Raw genomic sequence first — 23,364 nt, 5'->3', positions numbered from 1 at the left:
TCGAGATGACCATGACCCGCGAATCCCACGCCAGCACTGGCGACAACGTCGATCACGCCGAACTGCACAAGTTCACGCATCGGGCCCACGAGTGGTGGGACCCGAACGGCGCCTTTGCCACCCTCCACGCGATCAACCCCCTGCGCCTGGAATGGATCGACCAGCACGCCGAGCTGCCCGGCAAGAAGGTGCTGGATGTCGGCTGTGGCGCGGGCATCCTGTCCGAGGCGATGGCGGTGCGCGGCGCACAGGTGACCGCCCTCGATGCCGGGGCCGAGCATCTGGAAGTCGCGCGCGAGCACGCACACGACTCCGGGCTGGAAATCCACTACCTGCACACGACCGCCGAGGCCCATGCCGAGCATCACGCGGGCGACTACGACGTGGTCACCTGCCTGGAGATGCTGGAGCACGTGCCCGATCCCGAGGCGGTCATCGATGCCCTGGTCCAGCTAGTACGCCCGGGTGGCTGGCTGTTCCTCTCGACGATCAACCGCACCCCCCGCGCGTTCGCCGAGGCGATCGTCGGCGCCGAATACGTACTGCGCCTGCTACCCACCGGCACGCACGAGTTCAGCCGCTTTATCCGGCCCTCGGAACTGGGCGCGGTCCTGCGCAAGCACCACTTCGAGGTCGTTGACATGACGGGCCTCACCTACTCGCCGCTGTCCGGGCGCTATCGGCTGGTCCCGCGCACGGACGTCAACTACCTGATGGCCGCGCGCCGCCCGGACAGCGACAGCGAGACCCCATGAGCCGCGAACTCCGCGGAGTCCTGTTCGACCTGGACGGGACCCTGCTCGACACGGCCCCGGACATGCATGCCGCGCTGACCGTGCTGCTGGCCGAGAACGATCGCCCGCCGCTGCCCTTCGAGGCCGTGCGCAATCACGTCTCGCACGGCTCTCAGGCCCTCGTGCAGCTGGGCTTTCCGGATGTCGAGGGTGCGCGCCGCGAGACCCTCAAGCAGCGCTACCTCGAGATCTACGCTCGCGATCTGTGCGTCGACACCAGCCTCTTTCCCGGGCTGGACCAGGTGCTGGACGCCTGCGCACAGCGCGGCTGGCCGCTTGGTGTGGTGACCAACAAGCCCGCCTGGCTGACCGAGCCGCTCCTGGACGCCCTGGGCCTGACGCCCAGACTGGCCGCGATCGTCAGCGGCGACACCCTCCCGCAACGCAAGCCGGACCCCGAGCCCATGTGGCTGGCCGCACGGCAGACGGGGCTCGCGCCCGAACAGCACTGCTACTGGGGCGACGCCGAACGCGATATCGCGGCCGGTCGCGCCGCCGGCATGGCCACCCTGATCGCGCGCTGGGGCTACATCGACGCCACCCAGGACCCGGACAGCTGGGGGGCTGACGGTGCCCTCGATCAACCGGACGACTTCTGGCACTGGCACCAGGCCAAGGCAGGCCCGCAATGGCTGGCGAGCTGACCGCACTCCCCCTCACCGCCTGGACCGCCCTCGGTGCCGCCCTGCTGGTCGGGCTGGTGCTCGGCTATGCCCTGGCCGGCCTGCGCCTCAATCGCCGCGTGGGCGATCTGCAGACGCGCAATGCCCGCCTGGAGGCCGAACTCGAAGCTGCCGAACAGCGCCGTGAGGACCTGCGCCAGAGCTTCGAGACCGCGCGCCAGGAACTCGACCGCTCCTTCTCGGCGCTCGCCAACGAGGCGCTGGAGGCCAACTCCAACCAGTTCCTGCGTCTGGCCCAGTCGATCCTGTCGCAGAAGCTCAGCGAGGGCCAGAACGAGATCGAGCGCTCGGAGAACAAGGTCGAGGCAATGCTCAAGCCCATCCGCGAGACGCTGGGCAAGACCGAGGCCGAGATCAACGCGATGGAGCGCTCGCGGGCACAGGCCTTCGCCGCACTGAATGAACAGATCCAGCGCCTTAGCTCGGACAACGCCACGCTCCAGCGCGAGGCCCACAACCTGGTGCAGGCCCTGTCGCGTCCCGGGGTGCGCGGGCGCTGGGGCGAGCTGACCCTCAAGCGCGCGGTGGAACTGGCCGGGCTCTCGGCGCACTGCGACTTCACCGAACAACCGGCGCTGGACGGCGACGGCGGCCGCCAGCGCCCGGACCTGCTGGTCCACATGCCCGGCAATCGCGCCCTGGTCGTGGACGCCAAGACCCCCCTGGATGCCTATCTCGACGCCGTCGCCGCGGCTGACCCGGAGCCGCGCGCAGCGGCCTTCAAGCGTCATGCCCAACACCTGCGCTCGCGTGTTACCGAGCTCTCCAGCAAGCAATACTGGGCCAGCGTCGAGCAGTCCCCCGAGTTCGCCGTGCTGTTCCTGCCTGGCGACCCGTTCCTTGCCGCCGCGCTGGAACACGAACCCGGTCTGCTGGAATACGCGCTGGAGCGCCAGGTGCTGCTCGCCACCCCGAGCACGCTGATCGCCCTGCTGCGCACGGTCGAGTACGGCTGGCAGCAGGCGCAGCTGACCGAGCACGCGCTGGAGATTCGGGACCTCGGGGCGGAGCTCTCTCACCGCCTGGGCACCATGACCGAACACCTGGCGCGCCTCGGCAAAGCACTGGATCAAAGCACTGACGCCTACAACAAGACCGTGGGCAGCCTGGAGCGCCAGGTCATGCCGAGCGCCCGCCGCTTCCAGGAACTGGGCATCCGCGCGCGCAAGAGCCCCGAAACACCGGACACCCTGAATAATCGCGCGCGCCAGCCCGTCGATCAGGGCCATGACACGGATCGTCCGGACGACGAGTCGAACGACGATAACGGCCCGGACACGGGTTCGCGGGACTAAGCCGCATGGCGGGCCACCCCGACATCCGCGCCGCCTACCGCCACTGCCGGCGCCGTGCGGCGGCGCACTACGAGAACTTCCCGGTCGCCTCCTGGCTGTTGCCCGCGCGCCTGCGCGGGCCGGTCGCCGCGATCTACTGCTTCGCCCGCGATGCCGACGATCTCGCCGACGAGGACCAACGACCGGTCGACGAGCGGCGGGCCGACCTGATCGCAATGCAGGAGCGCGTGCAGATCCTCGAAAGCCCCGCCGCGGAATCCGAACCGGAATGGATCGCGCTGGCCGATGCACGGCAGCGCTTCAGCCTGCCCGCCGCCCCGTTCGTCGATCTGGTCGACGCCTTCATCCAGGATCTGGAACAGACACGCTACGCCACCTTTGGCGAGGTCATGGAGTACTGCCGCCGCTCCGCCAACCCGGTCGGGCGGCTGATGCTGTACCTCGATGGCAACCCGACCGAGGAGATGATCGGCTACTCCGACGCGGTCTGCTCCGCGCTGCAGCTGATCAACTTCTATCAGGACCTGCACCAGGACATCACCGAGAACAACCGGATCTACCTGCCAAAGGACGAGATGGCGCAGTACGGCGTCAGCGAGGAGATGATCGCGGCCGGCCAGACAACCTTTCCGTTACGCAACCTGATGCAGTTCCAGTACGCCCGCGCCGACCGCCTGCTGCGCGCCGGGGCACCGCTCGGCGGCATGCTGCGCGGACGCATGGGCCTGGAGATCCGCGCGATCATCAACGGCGGCGCCCGCGTACTCTGGCGCCTGCGCCAGCAGGACGACGTCTTCGCCCGCCCGCGCCTGCGCGCCCGCGACGCCTGGATCATCCTCGCCCACAGCCTGCGCCCCCGCCGCCGCAAGCGCTGAAAGCGGCCTAAACGCCCCGTTCAGGCCGCTATACCCTCAACGGTCAAGTGCTGCAGGTCGGTACGCTCACTGGCATGTTCGAAGGTGATCGCGCAGACCTCGCCCTGGGCGTCCACATCCAGTGTCGTATTCTCGTCCAGGGAACGGGTCTCGGCCACGTTCTCGCCCCGGAATTCGATGTACAGCGTGTCGGTATCCGCGAAGTACTGGAGCTTCATGGCTTGAACCCTAGGGAAACACTGATCAATGTACACGCTCGCGCTCGAGTCGCTTTTGCGTGCGAACAAGGCGCGGTGACCGCCGTGCAGTCATTCTGCACAAGGGAACCGCAACGCCGTGCGCGCGCAAAAGCGGCCGAGCCCCTTCGGGGTTGGCACCCCAGGTTCCCCGATCCTGCGTTGCGGTCCTTGCCGGTAGAACCACTACCGGCTGCGCACCGCGCCTGGTCTCGGAAAACCTGGGGTACCAACGCGAGTGTGTACATTAATCAGTGTTTCCCTAGATCAAAAAGGCGTTGTGGACCGTCACACCGTCAGGAAGCAACACCACGCGAAGATAGCGGCCATCCGCTTCATCGATCCGGGCCCATCGGCGGATACGACCATCGCCTTGCACTTCTTCCCGGATGGGGTGATCGATCGCGGCCTCGATCCATGTGTCCTTGATGTTGCGGCGATCGGGCCGCACACGTACGGTCTCGAAGTAACGTGTTGTCTTCACCGGAACGTCCCTGTTGCCGGTTCATGAACCTCAAGCTTTCGCCAACGCTGTCGAAACGTCAACCACTGGTCAAACCACCTTGGAGTAACGCCGCTCTTCACGGTGCAAATAGGCGTCGAAGGCCATGGCGATGTTGCGCAGCAGGAGCCGGCCGCGTGGCTGGACCTCCAGGCAATCGCTGCCGATGGTGACCAGGCCGTCGGCCTCCATCTCGGCCAGGCGGTTCAGGGCATCGCCGAAGGTCTCCCGGAAGTCGATGCCGAATGCGTCCTCAATGCCGCCGAAATCGACTCTGGAGTGGCACATCAGCTCGCTGATCACAGAGCGCCGCAGACGGTCGTCCTCGCCCAGCTCCAGGCCGCGGAACACGGGCAGTTGGCCGGCTGCCAGCCGTTCCTGATAGGCATCGGCCTCGCGCAGGTTCTGGCTGTAGCTGTCCCCGATCTTGCCGATGGCGGTGGGCCCCAGCGCGACGAGGTCGTATTCGGCGCGCGTCGAGTAGCCCTGGAAGTTTCGCTGCAGCGTGCCCGCGCGCTGGGCGATCGCGAGTTCGTCATCGGGCAGCGCAAAGTGATCCATGCCGATGTACACGTACCCTGCGTCGGTCAGGCGCTGGATGGTCATCTCGAGGATCGCGAGCCGCTCCGTGGCCGGCGGAAGGTCGCCGTCGCGGATCTGGCGCTGCGTCTTGAACAGCTCCGGCAGGTGCGCGTAGTTGTAAACGGCCAGCCGCTCAGGGCGCAGTTCCAACACGCGGTCCAGTGTCGCCGAGAACGTGTCCACCGTCTGCAGGGGCAGTCCGTAGATCAGATCCAGGTTGGTGGAGACAAACCCGTGCTCGCGCGCCTGGCGTACCACCTGCTCGGTGACCTCGAACGGCTGGATGCGGTTGACGGCCTTCTGCACGGCAGGATCGACATCCTGCACCCCGACACTGATGCGGTTAAAGCCCAGCGACGCGAGAAGCGGCAGGGTACCGGGCCGCACGGCACGCGGATCGATCTCGATCGAGAATTCCCGCTCCGGACCGGTCTCCAGCGTGAAATGCCGGCCCAGGGTCTTCATGACGCGGGTCAGGTCTTCGTCGGACAGGTAGGTCGGTGTCCCGCCCCCGAAGTGCAACTGCCGCACCGGCCGGTCCCGATCGAACAACTCGCCCTGCAGGGTGATCTCCTGTTCCAGCGAGTCCAGATAGTTCGTCGCCCGCCGATAATTGCCGGTAATCACCTTGTTGCAGGCACAGTAGAAACACACCGTGTCGCAGAAGGGCACGTGGACATAGAGCGACAGCGGACGCCCCGCCCCTTCGGCATTCGTCTCTTGAGCCACCCGCACATAGGCCTGCGCGTCGAACCCCTCGTGGAACTGCGGCGCCGTGGGGTAGGACGTGTAGCGAGGGCCGCTCACGTCATAGCGACGCAACACCTCGGGATCGAATACCAGACGCTGTTCCATACGGCTCTCCGCATCGGGAGGGCGGGCCCCTTGCGCCACCCTGACACCCTCACCCTACGCGCCCTCCAGCTGGGCACGGTTGATGTATGTCAAACGTGGCTTCGATCACCGCCGCCATCCGCATCCCGGGCCCGCTGTGCTAGCCTTGCCATCCCAAGACGGTACCCCGATCCCGAGCGCGTATGTCCCCCGACGAATATTGCGAGGAGAAGGCCGCGAAGAGCGGCTCCAGCTTCTACTACGCATTCCGGTTCCTGGAGCCCGACCGGCGCCGTGCGATCACCGCGCTGTACGCCTTCTGCCGCGAGGTGGACGACATCGTCGACGAGGTCAGCGAGGAAAGCGTGGCGCGCACCAAGCTCCAGTGGTGGCGCGAGGAGATCGAGCGCCTGTTCGACCACCAGCCACGCCACCCGATCACCCAGGCCCTGCAGCCGCATCTGGCGCCGTTCGATCTCAGCCGCGAGTATTTCGACGAGATCATCGACGGCATGCAGATGGACCTCGACTACGACAGCTACCCGGATTTCACCACGCTGTCGCTGTACTGCTACCGCGCGGCCAGCGTGGTCGGGATCCTGTCCGCCCATATCTTCGGCTTCTCGGATCGGCGCACGCTGAAATACGCGCATGACCTGGGGATGGCCCTGCAGCTGACCAACATCCTGCGTGATGTCCATGAAGACGCGATGCGCGGCCGGGTCTACATCCCGATGGACGAACTGAAAAAGCACGGCGTAAAGCCCGAGGAATTTCAGGTCAATGTCACGGACGACCGCCATCGTGCCCTGTTCACCGAGCAGGCCGAACGGGCCCGCCGCTACTACCAGCGCGCGGAGGAGCACCTGCCCGCCGAGGACCGCTACGCCCAGCGCCCGGGCCTGATCATGGCCGCGATCTACCGCACCCTGCTCGACGAGATCCAGGACGACGGCTATCGCGTGCTGGAGCACCGCGTGCGGCTGACCCCGATCCGCAAGCTGTGGATCGCCTGGCGCACCGCGCGCCGCCTGAAGCGCGAATACCGCCGCGCGGGCTGACCCCGCCCGCCCCATGGCCGCCGTTCCCGCATCGCATCCGGTCGTCGTGCTCGGCGCCGGCTGGGCCGGCCTGACCGCCGCGCTGACCCTCGCCCGGGCCGGCATCGCGGTCCACCTGATCGAGGCCGCCGCAAACGCAGGCGGGCGCGCCCGCAGCCTGGACCGCGACGGTGCGGAACTGGACAACGGCCAGCACGTGCTGGTCGGCGCCTGTCACGCCACCCTGGAACAGCTGCGCTCGGTCGGCACCGACCCGGAGCGCACCTTCGTGGCCCTGCCGTTCGGTCTGCGCATGCATGCACCGGGCCGCCCTCACCCGGCCTTTGCCCTGGAGCCCCACTCGCCACGCCTGCCGACCCTCGCCAGTGCCCTGTGGCAAAGCCTTGCGGGCATCCCGCTGCACAGACGCCTCCCGGCCCTGCTGGGGGCGGCCTCGATCCTGCATCGGCCGCTGGAGGAGGACGTTGACGTACTCGAATGGCTGCAGGCGCGCCATCAGCCGGACACGCTGATCCGTCAGCTCTGGGAACCGCTGTGCCTCGCGGTCATGAACACGCCAATCCGCAGCGCCTCGGCGCAGATCTTCCAGAACGTGCTGCGCCTGGCCCTGAACCACGGGCCGGACGACGCCCGGCTACTTATCCCGACCCAACCGCTGGGATCGCTGTACCCGGAACCCGCCCTGCGCGAACTGCGCGAGCGCGGTGCCACGGTCGAGACCGGACGGCGCATTGCCGCCATCGAATCCGGGGGCGCCGAGGCCCGCTACCAGCTCCGTGACCGCAACCACCGCGTCACCCATGCCAACGCGGTGATCATCGCCACGTCGCCCAGCGCAGCCGCTCGACTCCTGCCCAAAGCCCCCGAGCTACAACCCCACCATCGGGCCCTGATGGCCATGGGCGAGCGCAGCATCTGCACGGTATACCTGCGCTACCCGGCCCCCCTCCTGGAACGCCCACCGCTACAGGGACTCCTCGACCAGCACGGACAATGGCTTATTCCCCGCCAGGTGGCCGGCGAGCCGAACTGGCTGGCCGTCGTAATCTCCACAGCGGACGACCTGCCGGCGATGACGGCAGAGGAGCGTTGGCGTCGGATCGCGGAAGAACTGGAACGAACCTTCCCCGAACTGGGAATGGCCCAGGCCGGTCGTGTGGTGTGCGAGAAACGCGCCACCATCGATGCCCGCGTCGATCTGGACGCATTGCGCCCGGTAGCCGGCACCCCCTGGCCCGGACTGTTCCTGGCTGGCGACTATGTGACGCCGGGCCTGCCTTCGACCCTCGAAGCCGCCGTGCGGTCTGGATTAGAATCAGCCCACAAGCTACTGGAGACCCTGCCTTGACCGATATCGACATCCCCGCCCTGCTGGACTATCGCCCGGAGCCGGGTGCCTTCAACGACCGCGTGATCCTGGTAACCGGCGCGGCCGCGGGCATCGGGCGTGCGATCGCGCAGGCCTGCGCGGCGGCGGGCGCGATCGTCGTGCTGCTGGACAAGGACATCAAGGGGCTGGAGAAGACCTACGACCTGATCGAGCAGGAAGGCCACCCGCAGCCGGCCATCTATCCGCTCAACCTGGAGGGTGCCACGGTCAAGGACTACGGCGACCTGGCCGAGAACATCCGCGACTCCCTCGGGCGCCTGGACGGGCTGGTGCTGCACGCCGGCTGGGCCGGGACGCTGACGCCACTGAAGGGATACGACCCCGAGCTGTGGTTCAAGGTCATCAACACAAACCTGCACGGCCCGTTCTTCCTCGCCCAGGCGGTACTGCCACTGCTGGAGGCCAGCCCGCACGGCAGCCTGGTCGTCTCCACCCAGGACTGCCGCAAGGCCTTCTGGGGCGCCTTCGGCATGGCCAAGGCCGCGCAGGACGCGCTGATCGACATCCTCGCGCGCGAGCACCGCAACGAAAAGCACTTCATCCATGTGAACGGCATCGACACCGGCCCCGTGCGCTCGCGCTTCCGCGCCAGCCACTACCCCGCCGAAAACGCCGAGAAGCTGCCACGCCCGGAAGACGTCGTCGGCCCCTACCTCTACCTGCTCGACACCACCGATCCGGAACACACCGGCCTGCACCTGTCCCTGGAGGGCCATGTGCCCGAACCGGCACCCCGCCCGCACCGCCAGCCCCAGGAGGGCTAACCGCCGCCCCCTGGCCAATGGGGCCTGTCCGGCATCCGATCGGCCAGAGGGCTGGCCTCCTACAAGACATTGCCTCCGCCCGATACCACAGCAGCAGTTATCCGGGATGTCGGGAGGCAGAGGCAACCGATGATCGGGACCAAAGGTCATGGCGGCTGGGATCGCGAGGGTGGGTACCCCCAATAAAGCCTCGCCCCCAAAACGGCCCTCGAACCCCCGTAGGAGGCCAGCCCTCTGGCCGATGGGGCATGTCCGACACCCGATCGGCCAGAGGGCTGGCCTCCTACGCAATTCAGGCAGCGGAGGTGGAGTCTACGGACGCTGCGGTCGGCGCTTGCCGGGGCGCGATTTGGCCCGGGACGGGCCCTTCTTCGGGCCGGGCGCGACCGGGCGGGCGGCGGTCTCCACACCCTTGTGCTGGGTCTGAAAGGTCTGGCCACGTTTTTTCAGGGCCTTGCCGCCACGGGTCACACGGCCGCCGGTGGCGGGCCGGGCCCCGCCCGTACCCTGTCCTGTGCCAGCGGGCTGCCAGGTGGGGATCAGGTGATGCTTGCCATTGCCGATCAGATCCGCGCGACCCATGCGCTTGAGCGCATCGCGCAACAGGGGCCAGTTGTTCGGATCATGATAGCGCAGGAACGCCTTGTGCAGGCGCCGCGCCCGTGCGCCGCGCGCGACCGGCACCCGGTCCCCCGCTTTGCGCTTGATGCCCCGTAGCGGATCACGCCCGGAGTGCCACATCGCGGTCGCGAGCGCCATCGGGCTTGGCAGAAAGGCCTGCACCTGATCGGCGCGGAAGTTGTGCCGCTTGAGCCACAGCGCAAGGTTCAGCATGTCCTCGTCGGACGTACCCGGGTGCGCGGCGATGAAATACGGGATCAGGTACTGCTCCTTGCCCGCCTGCTTCGAGTATTTCTCGAACATCGCCTTGAAGCGGTCGTAGGCACCCATGCCCGGCTTCATCATGCGAGAAAGCGGTCCAGATTCCGTATGTTCCGGCGCAATCTTCAGGTAGCCTCCCACATGGTGGGTAACCAGCTCCTTCACATACTCCGGTGACTCCACGGCCAGGTCGTAGCGCAGGCCCGACGCGATCAGGATCTTCTTGATCCCGGGCAGCGCCCGCGCCTTGCGGTAGAGGTTCACCAGCGGCGTGTGATCGGTATCGAGGTTCTTGCAGATGCCGGGATAGACACAGGACAGCCGGCGGCAGCTGCGCTCGATCTCCGGGTCCTTGCAGGCCAGACGGTACATGTTCGCGGTCGGCCCGCCGAGATCGGAGACCACGCCGGTAAAGCCGTCGACCTTGTCGCGGATTTCCTCGATCTCCTTGAGCACGCTCTCCTCGGAGCGGCTCTGGATGATGCGGCCCTCGTGCTCGGTGATCGAGCAGAACGTGCAGCCGCCGAAGCAGCCGCGCATGATGTTCACCGAGAAGCGAATCATCTCCCAGGCCGGGATGCGCGCATCGCCATAGGAGGGATGCGGCGCCCGCGCATACGGCAGGTCGAATACCGCATCCATCTCCGCGGTGGTCAGGGGGATCGGCGGCGGGTTCAGCCAGACCTCCTTGTCGCCATGGCGCTGCACGATCGCGCGGGCATTGCCCGGGTTGGTCTCCAGATGCAGCACGCGGGAAGCATGGGCGTACAGCACGGAATCGCCCTTGACCTGTTCAAAGGCCGGGATGCGGATGACCGTCTGGTCTCGCGGCGTACCGCGCGGGATGTCGCGGTGGAAGCGAACGACCCGGGCGCCGCCTTCCTCGGCGGCACTCTTGGGTTCCTGCTTCGTTTCGGCGTCGGCACAGGTCGACGGCGAGACCATCGCGTAGGGGTCGGGGTTGGCATCCACCGGCCCCGGGGTATCGACTTCGCTGGAGTCCAGCTCCACATAACCGCCCGGCACCGCATCGCGCAGGAACGCGGTACCCCGCAAGTCGGTGATCTCCCGCGGGTGCTCGCCGGCGGCCACGCGATGGGCCAGCTCGACCAGGGCGCGCTCGGCATTACCAAACAGCAGGATGTCGGCACGCGCATCCAGCAGCACCGAACGGCGAACCTTGTCCTGCCAGTAGTCGTAGTGGGCGATGCGGCGCAGGCTCGCCTCGATGCCGCCGGCGACCACCGGCACGTCCTTGTACGCCTCGCGGGCGCGCTGGGCGTAGACGATCACCGCACGGTCCGGCCGGTGGCCGTGTACATCCCCGGGAGTGTAGGCGTCGTTGGAGCGGATCTTCCGGTCAGCCGTGTAGTGGTTGACCATCGAGTCCATATTGCCGGCGGTGACGCCGAAGAACAGATTGGGGCGACCCAGCGCGCGGAACGGCTCGGCAGAGGTCCAGTCTGGCTGCGTGATGATGCCGACGCGAAAGCCCTGTGCCTCGAGCAGCCGCCCGATGATCGCCATGCCGAAGCTCGGGTGGTCGACATAGGCGTCCCCCGTGACCAGCACGATATCGCAGCTGTCCCAGCCGAGGTCGTCCATCTCCTCGCGGGTGGTCGGCAGGAACGGGGCGGTGCCGAAGCGCTTGGCCCAGTAGGGCTTGTGCGCAAACAGCGAAGGCGGGAAATCGGGGACAGCGGACATGGACTCGGGCTCCCGGCGCGGGGCCGGTGGATTCAAACCCGCGCATTACACGCCGGAAACGCCGCCAGATCAAACGGCCCCGGCGCATTCGGGGCCGAATTTCGCTTGGCACGGCTGGCTTCAGTACCGCTTTACGAACAGATCAACGTTCCTGACTGGCTGTGGCACCGGCCCAGTGCAACTGGGAGAACAGATCCACCGTCGGAGCGGTCGCCGCGCGCCAGCGCATCTCCAGCTCATCGCGCCACTCGGGGTCGGTATCCCGAGCCGCCTCGATCAGGGAATTCACCCAGCAGTCATTCAGTGCAGGCTCCACCGGCACACGGCCATTGGCACCATGAACCATGGCCATCGTATGTACCGGGGCCCGTCCGTCGCTGCGACGCTCGGCAAAGTCCAGTGCCGCCAACACTGATTCGTTGAGGATGTGCTCCTGGCGCGCGGGTTCGCTGTCGCCAAATACTTCGGGGATCCGCGGGTCCGCCGCCATCAACAACAGCCGGAAGTGACGCAGGAAGGCATCGGTTCGTATGCAGCGATCATGGCTCGCGCGAACATCGGGGAAAAACATGCGGGACTCCGTTCCAAAGCCTGCGATGCTACGCAGCCCCCCGACACCCCGCGATAACCCATGCTAACGCGGCCGCGGCCCACCAGCCGCCGTTAGGACTTCGGATACACCCCGGCGTACTGAATGCCCGCCAGTTCTGCCAGCTCGCGGTCGAACGTTGTCAGATCGTTCGGGCCGAAGTCCTCCAGGCGGTTGTGGCCGCAGGCCCGCGCCAGCACGCACATCAACTCGGTCGAGGCCCGCAGGAAGCGGCCCAGCCGCTCCCCGCCGTCCTGGGCATCCAGCCGCGCACGCAGCTTCGGGTCCTGTGTCGCCACACCGGACGGGCAGCGATTCGTGTGGCAGATCCGCGCACCCACACAGCCCACCGCCTGGATCGCGGCATTCGCCAGCGCGATACCGTCCGCCCCCAGCGCCAGGGCCTTCACGAAATCCGCGGGTGTGCGCAGCCCGCCCGTCACCAGCAGCGTGACCCGGCCACTGGCGCCATTGGCATCCAGAAAACGCCGCGCACGGCCCAGCGCCGGGATCGTGGGTACACTGATGTGATCGCGTAGCAGCGCGGGCGAGGCTCCGGTCCCGCCACCGCGACCATCCAGGATCACGTAGTCCGCCCCCGCCTCCAGGGCAAAGGCCAGATCCGCCTCGATGTGGTTGGCCGACAGCTTGAAGCCGACGGGAATGCCCCCGGTCTTCTCCCTCACCTCGGCCGCAAATCGACGATAATCCGAGGGCGTCTCGAACCCGTCCAGGCTTGGCGGAGAGAGCGCATCCTGTCCCGCGTCGATCCCGCGCACCCGAGCGATCTCGTCACTCACCTTCGCCCCCGGCAGCACTCCGCCGACGCCCGTTTTGGCCGCCTGACCGGCCTTGAAGTGGAACGCCTGCACCTGTTCCAGAACCTCTTCGGAATAGCCAAACCGGGCCGGCCCCAGCTCGAACAAATAGCGCGAGTTCTCCGCCTGTTCGGCATCGAGCATCCCGCCCTCGCCGGAACAGATCCCCGTGCCTGCCTGCTCCGCGCCGCGCGCCAGCGCAATCTTCGCCTCGCGCGACAGCGCGCCAAAGCTCATGTCCGATACCAGCATAGGGATGTCCAGCTGCAACGGCCGCTTGGCCTCGGGCCCGATCACCAGCCCCGTCTCGATCGGGGCGCCATCCGGCAACGGCCGGCTCGCCAGTTGCGCCGCCAGCAGCTGCAGGTCGTCCCAGATCGGAAGCCGGCTGCGCGGAACGCCCATGGCCACCGTCGGCCCGTAGTGGCCCACCTCCTCCAGCCCCGAACGGGCCATGCGATGGATCAGCTCGACATGTGGTTCCGTGTCGGTATTACGTGGATCCGGCGCCTCGTTACCTTCATTCTGGTCCGATTCGTCCCTGGACTCCGGCTCGGTCCCGATATCGTCCTCGTCGAACTGCTGGTGCGTGCCGTCGCAGTACGGAAGATCGCCCGACTGCTTGCACTGGCAAAGAAACGCCTCGCCGTCTTCCTCGGGAGTAAATGCGATAGGCTCGAGCCCCGTCCCCTCGTGCGAGCCGTCGCAAAATGGCTGGTCCTTGGATCGCCCACAGCGGCAGAAGTAGTATTCCTCCCCCTTCTTGAGCTCGACACCCTTGGGCTCCACTGCCGCGATCTTCGCTCCAGCCATCTTCCGCTCCTTGCTGTTGGGTACACACGGGAATGTGCAATGACCCTGTGACAACAAAGGCACTGCAAATTTCCCGTGCCGTCCGAGACAGCTGCCATTATCATGGTTGCAAACGCCCCCGGGAGACCCGATGAGCACCGCCGACCACCGCCACACCCGCCGCGACTACACCCAGGGCGAACTCCACCGCCGCGACCTGCTCGACAATCCGCTGACCCTGCTCGACCGCTGGCTGAAAGACGCGCACGAAGCCGGAAACCCGGACCCCACCGCGATGATCCTCGCCACCGCCGACGCCGACGGCCAGCCGTCCGCGCGAACCGTTCTGCTCAAACACGTGGAAGGCGATGACCTCTGCTGGTACACCGACTCCCGCAGCCGCAAGGGCCAGGACCTCACCGAGAACCCGCGCGCCGCACTCCTGTTCTACTGGCCCGAGACCGAGCGCCAGATTCGCGTCGAAGGCAGCGTAACCGCCCTGCCCGCCGAGGCCGCGGATGACTACTTCGCCCAGCGCCCGCGCGCCAGCCAGCTGGCCGCAGCCGCGTCGATCCAGAGCCAGCCCATCGGCACGCGCGCCGAACTCGAGGCCCGCGTTCACGCACTGGAGAAGCAATACCCGGAAGGCGCGATCCCGCGGGACCCCGCCTGGATCGGCTACCGCCTGCAACCCGAACTGTTCGAATTCTGGCAGGGCCGGGCCGGCCGCCTGCACGACCGCTTCCAGTACCACCGGGCAGACAATGGCTGGAAGGTCACCCGCCTGATGCCCTGACGCGCTACCGCTGCGGCCTCCGAATCTGCTAGGATTCGCTCCGCCGTCGCGGCTCGACCCCGCGCGGTGATCCAATTCGGAGAGGTGCCGGAGTGGTCGAACGGGGCGGTCTCGAAAACCGTTGTACTCTCGCGAGTACCGAGGGTTCGAATCCCTCCCTCTCCGCCAGATTTTCGCAAAGGGGCCCGTTTGGCCCCTTTCGCACGTCTGGCCCCTGAGGTATCGGGATTCGAACCCGAGGAATAGAGAATGGTGGTTCGACGAGTGACGCGCAGCGGCACCCGAACGTCGCCGCAGGCGACGGCCCGCAGGGCGAGGCGCGCCGCGCCGAGTAATCCCTCCCTCTCCGCCAGATTCAAGCAAAGGGGCCCAAGTGGCCCCTTTCGCACGTCTGGCCCCTCGTAATCCGTCCGCCGTACAGCCGCTCGCAGTCCCGATCGATCGCAGCCCCCTCCAGACCCTTTCGACTAGTTTCACCAACCATGTCGATTTTCCCGATTGCCGTTCGTCTACAGTTCAAAGGGCCCGCTGAACCGCGCCCGTTTGTTGGATCCCGCCAGAGGAGATACCACCATGGCCGCCAATCCCGTCGTCTGGTTCGAGATTCCCACCGAGGATATCGGCCGTGCCCGTGCGTTCTACGAAGCCGTCCTGGACATGTCGCTCACACAAGCCGATACCAGCGCATTCGCCCCCAGCACGGAGATCTGGATGTTTCCGATGGAGGAGGACCGGCCGGGGTGTGCTGGCGCGCTGGTACAGGGTCCCGACAACCCGGTCGGTTCCGGCGGCTGCATGGTCTATTTCGGCTGCGACGACTGCGGGATCGAGGCGGAACGCGTCGCGACCGCCGGTGGTTCGATCGAAAGCCCCAAGGAGTCGATTGGCGACTACGGATTCTGCGTCATCGCACGCGATCCGGACGGCAATCGATTCGGTCTCCACTCAATGCGTTAGGGGATACCCACGATGAACTTTCTGTTGCTCATCCTCGAAGATCACGGCGACCGCGATGCCCGCAGCGATGCCGAGGGGCAGGCGCTTTACGCGGAAATGCTCGCTTTTGGCGCCGAACTCGACGCGCGTGGCCAGTTGCTTGCCAGCGAATCCCTGCGACCCGACCGCCACGGCGTCCGCATCCGATCCGACGAAGGAAAAACCCGTTTCATCGACGGCCCGTTCATCGAGTCACGCGAGATGATCGGCGGATTCTTCCTGATCGACTGCGCCGACCGCGAAGAAGCGGTGGAATGGGCCACACGCTGCCCCGCCGCGCGATTTGCAACGGTCGAGGTACGCGAATGCGCCCCCTGCCACCAACGCTGACGGCATCACGCCCCTTCTCCCACCTATCGGAGGCCATCAGCCATGTCCATTGACCGCAATGTTCACCTGCACCGCGTCCTGCGCGCGCCGCCGGAGCGCGTCTATCGCGCATTCCTGGAACCCGACGCTATTACCAAATGGAATGCACCGTACGGCTTTACCGCACGCGTCCACGAGATGGATGCTCGCGTAGGCGGCGGCTACCGGATGAGTTTCGTCAACTTTGCTACGGGGACTCATCACGAGTTTAGTGGCGAGTACCGCGAACTGGAGCCGGGCCGTCGAATTGTCGTCAGCGACCGCTTCGACGATCCCTCGCTCGGCGGCGAGATGACGCTCACCGTAACGCTGGATCCAGTCTCCTGCGGCACCGCACTGGATATGCTTCAGGAAGGTCTGCCGGAGGCAATACCACCGGAGCTCTGTGTCCTCGGCTGGCAGGAATCGCTGACCCTGCTCGCCTACCTGGTCGAACCCGAGATCCCCGATGGCGGCTGACCCAGCACCCCCGCAGAAGGAGCGGTCCTTGCTCAAGATCCGGCGCCTTGGTCCGGCGGATCGGACAGCCGCGCATGCCCTGCTCGACCTGTTTACAGCCGTGTTTGGGGAGCCGGGCACCTACTCGGGTGCGCGTCCCTCCGACGACTACCTCAAGCGCCTGCTGGCAAGAGAAACGTTCATCGCCCTGATCGCCGAAACGGAAGGCCACGTCGTCGGCGGGCTGGTCGCTTATGTCCTGGACAAACTCGAACAGGCCCGCAGCGAGGTCTACATCTATGATCTCGCCGTGGCCGACGACTTCCGCCGACGCGGCATTGCCACAGCCCTGATCCGCCACACCCAGGCCATCGCCGCCGAGCTGGGTGCCTGGGTGGTATTTGTCCAGGCCGACCGAACCGACAATGCCGCCATAGCGCTCTACAGCGGCCTGGGCCAGCGCGAGGACGTGCTCCACTTCGACTTGCCCCTGAACAATCCGCGCAATGCACCCCCATCGCACTCCGGCACCGACTTGGGGAACACCGAGGTTCCCCACACCGGGGCCTTCGCGATCAAGCGCTCCGAAACAGGAGACGAGACGCCATGAGCCATTTATCCCAAATCATTGTTCCCCACCTCATGTTCGACAACGAGGCCCGGGAGGCGGCGGACTCTTATTGCTCGATCTTTCCCGACTCGAGCATCACACACCTGACCACGCTACATGATACACCGGGGGGCGACTGCGACGTCGTGTCGTTCGCTCTATGGGGTCATGCGTTCATGGCGATCAACGCGGGCTCGATGTCCCGATTCAACCCGTCGATCTCGTTCATGGTCAATTTCGACCCCTCGCGTGATCCCGACGCCAGAGCACGGATCGACGAGATCTGGGCGAAGCTTGCCGACGGCGGCCAGGTACTCATGCCACTGGACCGCTATCCATTCAGCGAGCGCTACGGCTGGATTCAGGACCGGTTCGGGCTGTCATGGCAGCTGATCCTGACCGATCCGCGAGGGGAAGAACGCCCGCCGATCATTCCGTCGCTACTGTTTGTCGGAAATGTCTGCGGCAAGGCGGAAGAGGCATCCGATTTCTACCTGTCGAAGTTTCGCCATTCGCAGCGCGGGCAGCTCGTCCGCTACCCCAGCGACATGGAACCCGACCGCGAAGGAACGGTGATGTTCACCGACTTCATGTTGGAAGGCCAATGGTTCGCCGCTATGGACAGCGCGCAGGAGCACGATTTCGCCTTCAACGATGCCATATCATTCGTCGTGAACTGCGCCGACCAGCAGGAGATCGACCAGCGCTGGGAATCCCTGTCGGCCTTCCCGGAGGCCGAGCAATGCGGCTGGCTCAAGGACCCATACGGGATCTCCTGGCATATCGTCCCCGAACAGCTGTCCCACATGCTGAAAGATCCCGATCCGGACAAGCTCAGCCGGGTCACCCAGTGCATCCTCAAGATGAAGAAAGTCGATCTCGCTGCCCTGCAAGGTGCATACGATGATCGCTAACCCAGACCAGAAAACGGCCCCCTACCGCACGACCGGGGCCCGGCTCGCTCGGGTACCCGCCCTTATCCCGTCCGATTCTCCAAAGGAGCCAGACCATGAACTACGTTGACGGCTATGTAATACCGATTCCACGAGACCGGATCGAGGACTACCGCCAGCAGGCGGACCTCGCCGCACAAATCTGGCGCGAGCACGGCGCACTGGAAGTCATCGAGTGCGTGGCTGATGACGTCGCGCCGGGCGAGGTGACGTCGTTCCCGCGCAGCGTCCAGGCCCGCGATAACGAAACGGTGGTGTTTTCGTGGATCCGCTTCGAATCGCGCGAGCATCGGGATCGCGTCAATGCCGACGTCATGGCGGACCCTCGCCTGCCTTGTCCGGACAAAACACCGGACCAAGACCCACCGTTCGACCTGCAGCGCATGTTCTGGGGCGGCTTCGAGGTACTGGTGGAACGGTGAGCGGCCGCAACCAATCCGGTGCACAACCGGCACCTGGGGCGCAGGATACCCAGCGCCGCATCGAGTCCATCTGGCGTCTGGATGCGAGCCGTATCGTCGCATCCCTGGCGCGCTGGAGCGGCAACTACGCCCTCGCCGAGGACGTGGCACAGGATGCCCTGATCGCCGCCCTCAGACACTGGCCCACCCAGGGAATCCCGGAAAACCCGACCGCGTGGCTGCTTCATACGGCGCGCAACCGCGCGGTCGACCACCTGCGACGCGAACATCGGGGCGATGCCCTGGTCGCCGATTACGGCCGTGAAATCGCATGCAGCCACCTGGGGGCATCGACGCCCCAATGGAGCGACGATGTCCGTCACGACACGCTCGCCCTGCTGTTCATCGCCTGCCACCCAATCCTCTCCCCCGACACTCGCTGCGCACTTGCCCTGCGCACCCTCGCCGGGCTCGACAACACCGCCCTCGCCCGTGCCTTCCTGGTCTCCGAGACCACCATCGCGCAGCGCATCGTCCGCGGCAAACGCAAACTCGCCCAAGCCAACGTCCGGTTCGAAACGCCATCGGCGACCGAATGCCGGGAACGCCTGGGATCCGTGCACGAAGTGATCTACCGGCTGTTCACCGAGGGGCATGTAGCCAGCCAGGGCGATGCCTGGACGCACGGCGAGTTCTGTCATGAGGCACTGCGTATGGCCCGCGTGCTCGCACAGGCCATCCCCGAGGACATCGAGACCCAGGCACTGCTCGGCCTGATCGAACTGCATGGTGCGCGCCTGGCCGCGCGCATGGATGCGCAAGGCAACCCAGTTCTGCTCAAGAACCAGGATCGCGGCGCGTGGGATCGCGGCGGCATCCGCCGCGGCCTGATCGCCCTGTCCCGCGCCAACAGGCTCGCCCGAGATCAGAACGCCGGGCCGAGCCCATTTCGCCTTCAAGCCGCCATCGCCGCCTGCCATGCGACAGCGCCCAGCTTTTCCGACACCGACTGGCCACAGATCGCGGGTCACTACGCAACGTTGTTCGCGACCACGGGATCGCCAGCCGCACGCATCCATCAGGCCCAGGCCGCCGCCCAGTTCGACGACCCTGCGCAGGTACTGGCTGCGCTCGACGCCGACATTGATGCCCAGGCGCTATTCAGCTACGTGCCTCTGCACGCCGTACGCGGGGATCTGTTGGAGCGCTGCGGCGAACGCGAGGCCGCGGCAGCGGCGTTCCGGCGGGCTGCCGCGCATTCCGGAAATGAAGCGGAGAAACGCCTGCTGCTTGACCGCGCGCACGCAGCCGCACCCCCAACAAAAAAGGGTTAGGCCCGCATGGACCTAACCCTTTGATAATGCTGGTGGGCGGTACTAGGTTCGAACTAGTGACCCCTGCCGTGTGAAGGCAGTGCTCTACCGCTGAGCTAACCGCCCAGAACGGCGGCAAGATTACGTCCAGCGGGAATCGGCGTCAAGGGAGACCCGATCCGCCACAAGGGTCAATTCGTCGCACCACCGCAGGATGTGATGAGCAAAGCGAATCGCATCGGGCTTTCGCTCGACGCAGGGCATGGTGCGTTTCGCGGCGCTCAACCGCACCCTACGAGTGTCTTGCACGATCCCGCGACGGGCTAAACCGTGCAAACCCTGGGAAATGGCGGAGGGGGTGGGATTTGAACCCACGAGGGACGTGAATCCCTGCCGGTTTTCAAGACCGGTGCATTCAACCGCTCTGCCACCCCTCCGGTGGCCGGCATTCTCCGGGATGCGGGACAGGCTGGCAATGGCGGGCGGGAAGTCCCTACAACCGATTCGTTTCGCGCGCCAGGGCCTGCAGTTCGGCGGCGCGGCCCTCGGGCACCTGCTTCCAGGAGAAGCGCCAGCGCCAGTTGCCATCGTCCATCGTGCCGGGACGATTCATGCGGGCTCGTGCGTCGAGGGCGAGCGCGTCCTGCATGGGGACAATGGCCAGCTGCGCCACGGAACGATAGGCGGCACGGATCAGCGGCCACGGCATCTCCTCGGCACCGCCCTCGTTCAGCGTATTGATCACATGCGCCTGCATCTCGGCAGAGAGCGAGTAAAACCAGCCCAGCGTGGTGTCGTTGTCGTGCGTCCCGGTATAAACGGCGCTGGCCTCGTCGTGGTTGTCCGGCAGATACGGGTTGTCCCAGCCGCCCTCGAAGGCGAACTGCAGGATGCGCATGCCCGGCAGGTCGAAATGCTGGCGCAGCGCCGTCACCTCGGCGGTGATCACGCCGAGGTCCTCCGCCAGCAACGGCAGCGTACCCAGCTCGTCCTGCAACCGGCGGAAAAACGGCTCGCCCGGGCCCGGCACCCAGCGCCCGTTGGTCGCATCGGACTCTTCGGCCGGAATCCCCCAACTCGCCTCGAAGCCTCGAAAATGGTCGATGCGCACCGCATCCACCGTCTGAAGCACCCAGCGCATGCGCTCGACCCACCAGCGGTAGCCGGTCTCCTCCAGGCGGTCCCAGCGATAATGGGGATTGCCCCAGCGCTGCCCGGTCTCGGAGAAGTAGTCGGGGGGAACCCCCGCCACGGTGACCGGGTGCCCCGTCTCGTCCAGGTCGAACAGGTCGCGATGGGCCCAGACATCGGCCGAATCATGCGCGACGAAGATCGGCATATCGCCCAGGATCAGAATGCCCAAATCGGCCGCCTGACGGCGCAGGTCGTGCCACTGGTCGAAAAACACGAACTGGGAAAAGCGCACGCGCTCCAGCTCTTCGCGCGCCTCCTCCTCGACCCGTTCCAGGGCATCCGGATCGCGATCGCGCAACTCCGGCGACCATTCCCACCAGGGCCGATCCTGCTCGCGTGCGCGGATCGCCACGAAGCGCGCATAGTCGTCCAGCCAGACCGGCCCCTGCTCCTGGCAGAATCGCTCATAGGCCTCCCGCCAGACCGCCGGCGTATCGTTCAACCGGGCATGCGCCCGGGCCAGCATCGCTTCCCCGGTGCCGGTGTCCGCGGACAACCCGACCCGCTCGGCCAGCAGCCGGGGATCGATCAGGCGAGTATCGCCGGCAAACGCGGAGATACTCGCGTAGGGCGAGCCGTCCTCGTGTGGAGGATGAAGCGGCAGGATCTGCCATAGCGAAAACCCTGCCCGGCGAGCCCATTCGAGAAAGGCGTAGGCCTCGCCGCCGAGTGTACCGACCGGTTCGCTTCCTGGCAGGGAGGTAGGATGCAGCAGAACTCCCGCCCGCCGTCTCCGCATCAGGGGGTTACAGTGGGCCTCGCCCACCATCAGCCCGTCTGTCCCATGCGCATCGTGCCGCCGGCGGCCGGATCCCCGCCGCCTACCGACAGCACCTCGCCCAGGGACTCGGGAACGTTGAGATTGGCGAGCTGATAAAGCCGTGCCAGATGCCGGCGATAAAGCTGCTCGAAGTCACTAACCGAGCCGGCAGGGTTGTACGCGCCGAACCACCAGCACCAGTCAGATCCTTCGCAGATCGCCAGTTGTTCGCGCAATGCCGGGGTATCCAGCGAGGGATCCTCGGCCACTGCCCGGTCCACCGCCTCGCGGGCCTCGATCAGGCTGTCCCAGCCCCGGTTCTTGTCCGGGTCGCCAATCCAGGTAGAGAACGTCCCGTATACCCAGCTTCCGGCGACCAGCCCCGACAGTTCGCCGCGGTCACGGCTCTTCCCGCTGCGGCGGCACACATCGAAGAAGGTGCAGAGGTTCAGCCCGGTGTGCTTACCCAGCCGTTCGTACAACGCATTGAGGAAGTGGTACCCGTTCTCCGGGTAGTACTCCCAGGCGTTCTCGCCATCCAGAATCACCGAAACCACCCCGCCCTGGGGCGAGACGGCAGCGATGTTTTCCAAGTGGTGGATGAAATCCCCCACCGCGTCGTCCGCATGCCAGTCCGCATACCGAAAACCAATGGCATCGGACAGTCCGTCATCGCGGAAGAACAGCTCGATCTTGCTTCCCTGTAGCTGGTAAGGCCTGTGCAGCCAGCCCTCCTCCTCGGCCGAGCCGGTATTGGACTCGGCCGTCTCGCCCGCCGCCGCAAGGCTGTTGGCGAGCACCGTCTGGCCACTGGCTGTCCAGCACAGTTTGTATTCGTCCAGCAGACGGACAGTGGCCTCGCTCAGGCTCCCTTCGGACGGCCAGCACCCATGAGGCCGAAAGCCAAAATGCTTCTCGAAGATCTCCAGCCCGCGCTCGATATGCCAGCGCACCCGCGCTTCCCCGTCGGGATAGGCGGGGGCCTTGGGCAGTTCGATCTCCGGCATGGCCTCGCGGGCCGAGGCCAGATCGATCATAAGCGGCATGATCGGATGGGCGTACGGGGTAAACGAGAGCTCGACCCGGCCACTGTCCGCCAGCTCGCGATAGCGCGGCAGGATGCCCTTCACCTCGTCGCGGATCAGCGTCAGCAGACGCCGGCGCATGCCGGGCTCGAAGTTGGTATCGGTCTTCAGCCAGCCGCGTACCTCGGGATACGCCCAACGGATGGTCTCGCCCAGCCAGGCCAGGTGGTAGCAGGTGGCCAGGTCCTGGAAAAAGCGGGCGTCCAGATGCCCCAAGAGCAGCGGTTCATCCAGCGCGTTACGGGCGATATCGGCGAGCCGCTGGAACAGCGGGAACGGCTCGATCATCCGCGGGGCATGGGCCCGCAGGCACACGCGCAGGATCTCCTGGCGCTGTGCGAGATCCGTCGGCACCACATCCATGTGCAGCAAATCCAGTACCGGATCGCCCACCGGCCGGTGCTCGCGCACACAGACATCGAGGCGCTCACCATAATCCGCCAGCTGCTCCAGCAGGATCGGCGCGAAATTGACTACCGCGCGCGCCTTCGGGCAGGCCTCCAGGTGGGCGGCCATGTCCGTGTAGTCCTTCAGCGCGTGGAGGTACGTCCAGGGCAGCGCGTACTCGCCGGCGCCGCTTTCGAAGTACTGTGGCTGGTGCATATGCCAGCACAGCACCACATCGAGTTTGGGTGGAGTCGGCAC

General features: G+C 66.2%; 23 protein-coding genes, 3 tRNA genes and 1 other RNA gene. 17 read left to right on the top strand and 10 right to left on the bottom strand.

What is annotated here, in order from left to right:
- Positions 1-11: 11 nt before the first annotated feature.
- Genes ubiG through hpnC form a run of 4 tightly spaced genes read left to right on the top strand, consistent with a single transcriptional unit; the run spans position 12 to position 3,647 of the window.
- The gene (ubiG, locus tag F623_RS0105285; RefSeq protein WP_026279360.1) at positions 12-755 is read left to right on the top strand and encodes a bifunctional 2-polyprenyl-6-hydroxyphenol methylase/3-demethylubiquinol 3-O-methyltransferase UbiG; all 744 of its coding nucleotides are present in this window, start codon (positions 12-14) and stop codon (positions 753-755) included.
- On the top strand, positions 752-1,438 hold the full coding sequence (gene gph, locus F623_RS0105280) for a phosphoglycolate phosphatase (protein ID WP_018862297.1): 687 nt from the start codon (positions 752-754) through the stop codon (positions 1,436-1,438). Before ubiG ends, gph begins: the two co-directional genes overlap by 4 nt.
- Positions 1,423-2,772 carry a DNA recombination protein RmuC gene (gene rmuC / locus F623_RS0105275; protein WP_018862296.1) on the top strand — a complete coding sequence of 450 codons (1,350 nt, stop codon included), beginning with the start codon at positions 1,423-1,425 and terminating at the stop codon, positions 2,770-2,772. Before gph ends, rmuC begins: the two co-directional genes overlap by 16 nt.
- A gap of 5 nt (positions 2,773-2,777) precedes the next feature.
- Positions 2,778-3,647: a squalene synthase HpnC gene (gene hpnC / locus F623_RS0105270; protein WP_018862295.1), complete on the top strand. Its 870-nt coding sequence runs from the start codon at positions 2,778-2,780 to the stop codon at positions 3,645-3,647.
- A gap of 20 nt (positions 3,648-3,667) precedes the next feature.
- Here hpnC and F623_RS0105265 read toward each other — a convergent pair whose 3' ends face one another.
- From F623_RS0105265 to hemN, 3 genes are all read right to left on the bottom strand, one after another.
- Entirely contained in the window at positions 3,668-3,865 is a 198-nt protein-coding gene (locus F623_RS0105265) for a DUF2283 domain-containing protein (protein ID WP_018862294.1), read from the bottom strand.
- Between the two features lie 280 nt (positions 3,866-4,145).
- Entirely contained in the window at positions 4,146-4,367 is a 222-nt protein-coding gene (locus tag F623_RS0105260; RefSeq protein WP_018862293.1) for a hypothetical protein, read from the bottom strand.
- A 69-nt stretch (positions 4,368-4,436) separates the two neighbouring features.
- Entirely contained in the window at positions 4,437-5,822 is a 1,386-nt protein-coding gene (hemN, locus tag F623_RS0105255; RefSeq protein WP_018862292.1) for an oxygen-independent coproporphyrinogen III oxidase, read from the bottom strand.
- A 182-nt stretch (positions 5,823-6,004) separates the two neighbouring features.
- Here hemN and hpnD point away from each other — a divergent pair, with 182 nt between their 5' ends.
- From hpnD to F623_RS0105240, 3 genes are read left to right on the top strand one after another with little or no spacing between them, the layout of a single operon-like run.
- A complete protein-coding gene (gene hpnD, locus F623_RS0105250) occupies positions 6,005-6,862 on the top strand; it encodes a presqualene diphosphate synthase HpnD (RefSeq protein WP_018862291.1) in 858 nt (285 codons plus the stop codon).
- Between the two features lie 13 nt (positions 6,863-6,875).
- Complete coding sequence (hpnE, locus tag F623_RS0105245) at positions 6,876-8,210, top strand: hydroxysqualene dehydroxylase HpnE (protein WP_018862290.1); 1,335 nt, start codon at positions 6,876-6,878, stop codon at positions 8,208-8,210.
- Entirely contained in the window at positions 8,207-9,016 is an 810-nt protein-coding gene (locus tag F623_RS0105240; protein WP_018862289.1) for an SDR family NAD(P)-dependent oxidoreductase, read from the top strand. Before hpnE ends, F623_RS0105240 begins: the two co-directional genes overlap by 4 nt.
- Positions 9,017-9,328: 312 nt before the next feature.
- On the opposite strand, the gene F623_RS0105235 is transcribed toward F623_RS0105240, so the two are convergent.
- From F623_RS0105235 to F623_RS0105225, 3 genes are all read right to left on the bottom strand, one after another.
- Positions 9,329-11,605 carry a YgiQ family radical SAM protein gene (locus F623_RS0105235; RefSeq protein ID WP_018868319.1) on the bottom strand — a complete coding sequence of 759 codons (2,277 nt, stop codon included), beginning with the start codon at positions 11,603-11,605 and terminating at the stop codon, positions 9,329-9,331.
- A 142-nt stretch (positions 11,606-11,747) separates the two neighbouring features.
- Positions 11,748-12,176: a hypothetical protein gene (locus F623_RS0105230; RefSeq protein ID WP_018868320.1), complete on the bottom strand. Its 429-nt coding sequence runs from the start codon at positions 12,174-12,176 to the stop codon at positions 11,748-11,750.
- Positions 12,177-12,268: 92 nt separating this feature from the next.
- Positions 12,269-13,825, bottom strand: a complete 1,557-nt coding sequence (locus tag F623_RS0105225; protein ID WP_018868321.1) for a glutamate synthase-related protein — start codon at positions 13,823-13,825, stop codon at positions 12,269-12,271.
- Positions 13,826-13,955: 130 nt separating this feature from the next.
- Between F623_RS0105225 and pdxH the strand changes: the two genes are divergently transcribed.
- The 10 genes from pdxH to F623_RS0105180 all read left to right on the top strand — a co-directional run bounded on the left by pdxH (position 13,956) and on the right by F623_RS0105180 (position 19,701).
- Positions 13,956-14,600: a pyridoxamine 5'-phosphate oxidase gene (pdxH, locus tag F623_RS0105220; protein WP_018868322.1), complete on the top strand. Its 645-nt coding sequence runs from the start codon at positions 13,956-13,958 to the stop codon at positions 14,598-14,600.
- A 78-nt stretch (positions 14,601-14,678) separates the two neighbouring features.
- A tRNA-Ser gene (locus F623_RS0105215) sits at positions 14,679-14,768 on the top strand.
- A 53-nt stretch (positions 14,769-14,821) separates the two neighbouring features.
- Positions 14,822-14,952: non-coding RNA, RtT sRNA (locus F623_RS13130), on the top strand.
- Positions 14,953-15,173: 221 nt separating this feature from the next.
- A complete protein-coding gene (locus F623_RS0105210) occupies positions 15,174-15,557 on the top strand; it encodes a VOC family protein (protein WP_018862284.1) in 384 nt (127 codons plus the stop codon).
- Positions 15,558-15,569: 12 nt separating this feature from the next.
- Positions 15,570-15,926, top strand: coding sequence for a YciI family protein (locus F623_RS0105205; protein ID WP_018862283.1), 357 nt, complete (start codon positions 15,570-15,572; stop codon positions 15,924-15,926).
- 42 nt (positions 15,927-15,968) lie between these two features.
- Positions 15,969-16,424, top strand: a complete 456-nt coding sequence (locus F623_RS0105200; protein WP_018862282.1) for an SRPBCC family protein — start codon at positions 15,969-15,971, stop codon at positions 16,422-16,424.
- Positions 16,414-17,013, top strand: coding sequence for an AAC(3)-I family aminoglycoside N-acetyltransferase (locus tag F623_RS0105195; RefSeq protein WP_026278751.1), 600 nt, complete (start codon positions 16,414-16,416; stop codon positions 17,011-17,013). The genes F623_RS0105200 and F623_RS0105195 overlap by 11 nt, the downstream gene beginning before the upstream one ends.
- A complete protein-coding gene (locus tag F623_RS0105190) occupies positions 17,010-17,927 on the top strand; it encodes a VOC family protein (protein WP_026278750.1) in 918 nt (305 codons plus the stop codon). The genes F623_RS0105195 and F623_RS0105190 overlap by 4 nt, the downstream gene beginning before the upstream one ends.
- A gap of 95 nt (positions 17,928-18,022) precedes the next feature.
- Positions 18,023-18,388: a DUF1428 domain-containing protein gene (locus F623_RS0105185; RefSeq protein ID WP_012982914.1), complete on the top strand. Its 366-nt coding sequence runs from the start codon at positions 18,023-18,025 to the stop codon at positions 18,386-18,388.
- Positions 18,385-19,701, top strand: a complete 1,317-nt coding sequence (locus tag F623_RS0105180; protein WP_018868323.1) for an RNA polymerase sigma factor — start codon at positions 18,385-18,387, stop codon at positions 19,699-19,701. The genes F623_RS0105185 and F623_RS0105180 overlap by 4 nt, the downstream gene beginning before the upstream one ends.
- Positions 19,702-19,731: 30 nt before the next feature.
- Here F623_RS0105180 and F623_RS0105175 read toward each other — a convergent pair.
- The 4 genes from F623_RS0105175 to F623_RS0105160 form a co-directional block, all read right to left on the bottom strand.
- Positions 19,732-19,806: transfer RNA gene (locus F623_RS0105175), tRNA-Val, on the bottom strand.
- Between the two features lie 221 nt (positions 19,807-20,027).
- Positions 20,028-20,117 (bottom strand) — tRNA-Ser (locus tag F623_RS0105170).
- 56 nt (positions 20,118-20,173) lie between these two features.
- Entirely contained in the window at positions 20,174-21,643 is a 1,470-nt protein-coding gene (gene malQ, locus F623_RS0105165; protein WP_018862262.1) for a 4-alpha-glucanotransferase, read from the bottom strand.
- Positions 21,643-23,322: a glycoside hydrolase family 57 protein gene (locus F623_RS0105160; protein ID WP_018868324.1), complete on the bottom strand. Its 1,680-nt coding sequence runs from the start codon at positions 23,320-23,322 to the stop codon at positions 21,643-21,645. Before F623_RS0105160 ends, malQ begins: the two co-directional genes overlap by 1 nt.
- Positions 23,323-23,364 lie beyond the last annotated feature (42 nt).

It is taken from the genome of Thioalkalivibrio sp. ALD1 (assembly GCF_000381245.1).
GTDB lineage: Bacteria > Pseudomonadota > Gammaproteobacteria > Ectothiorhodospirales > Ectothiorhodospiraceae > Thioalkalivibrio.
Note: the sequence above shows the minus strand (reverse complement) of the source record. Positions and strands in the feature narration are given on the sequence as shown.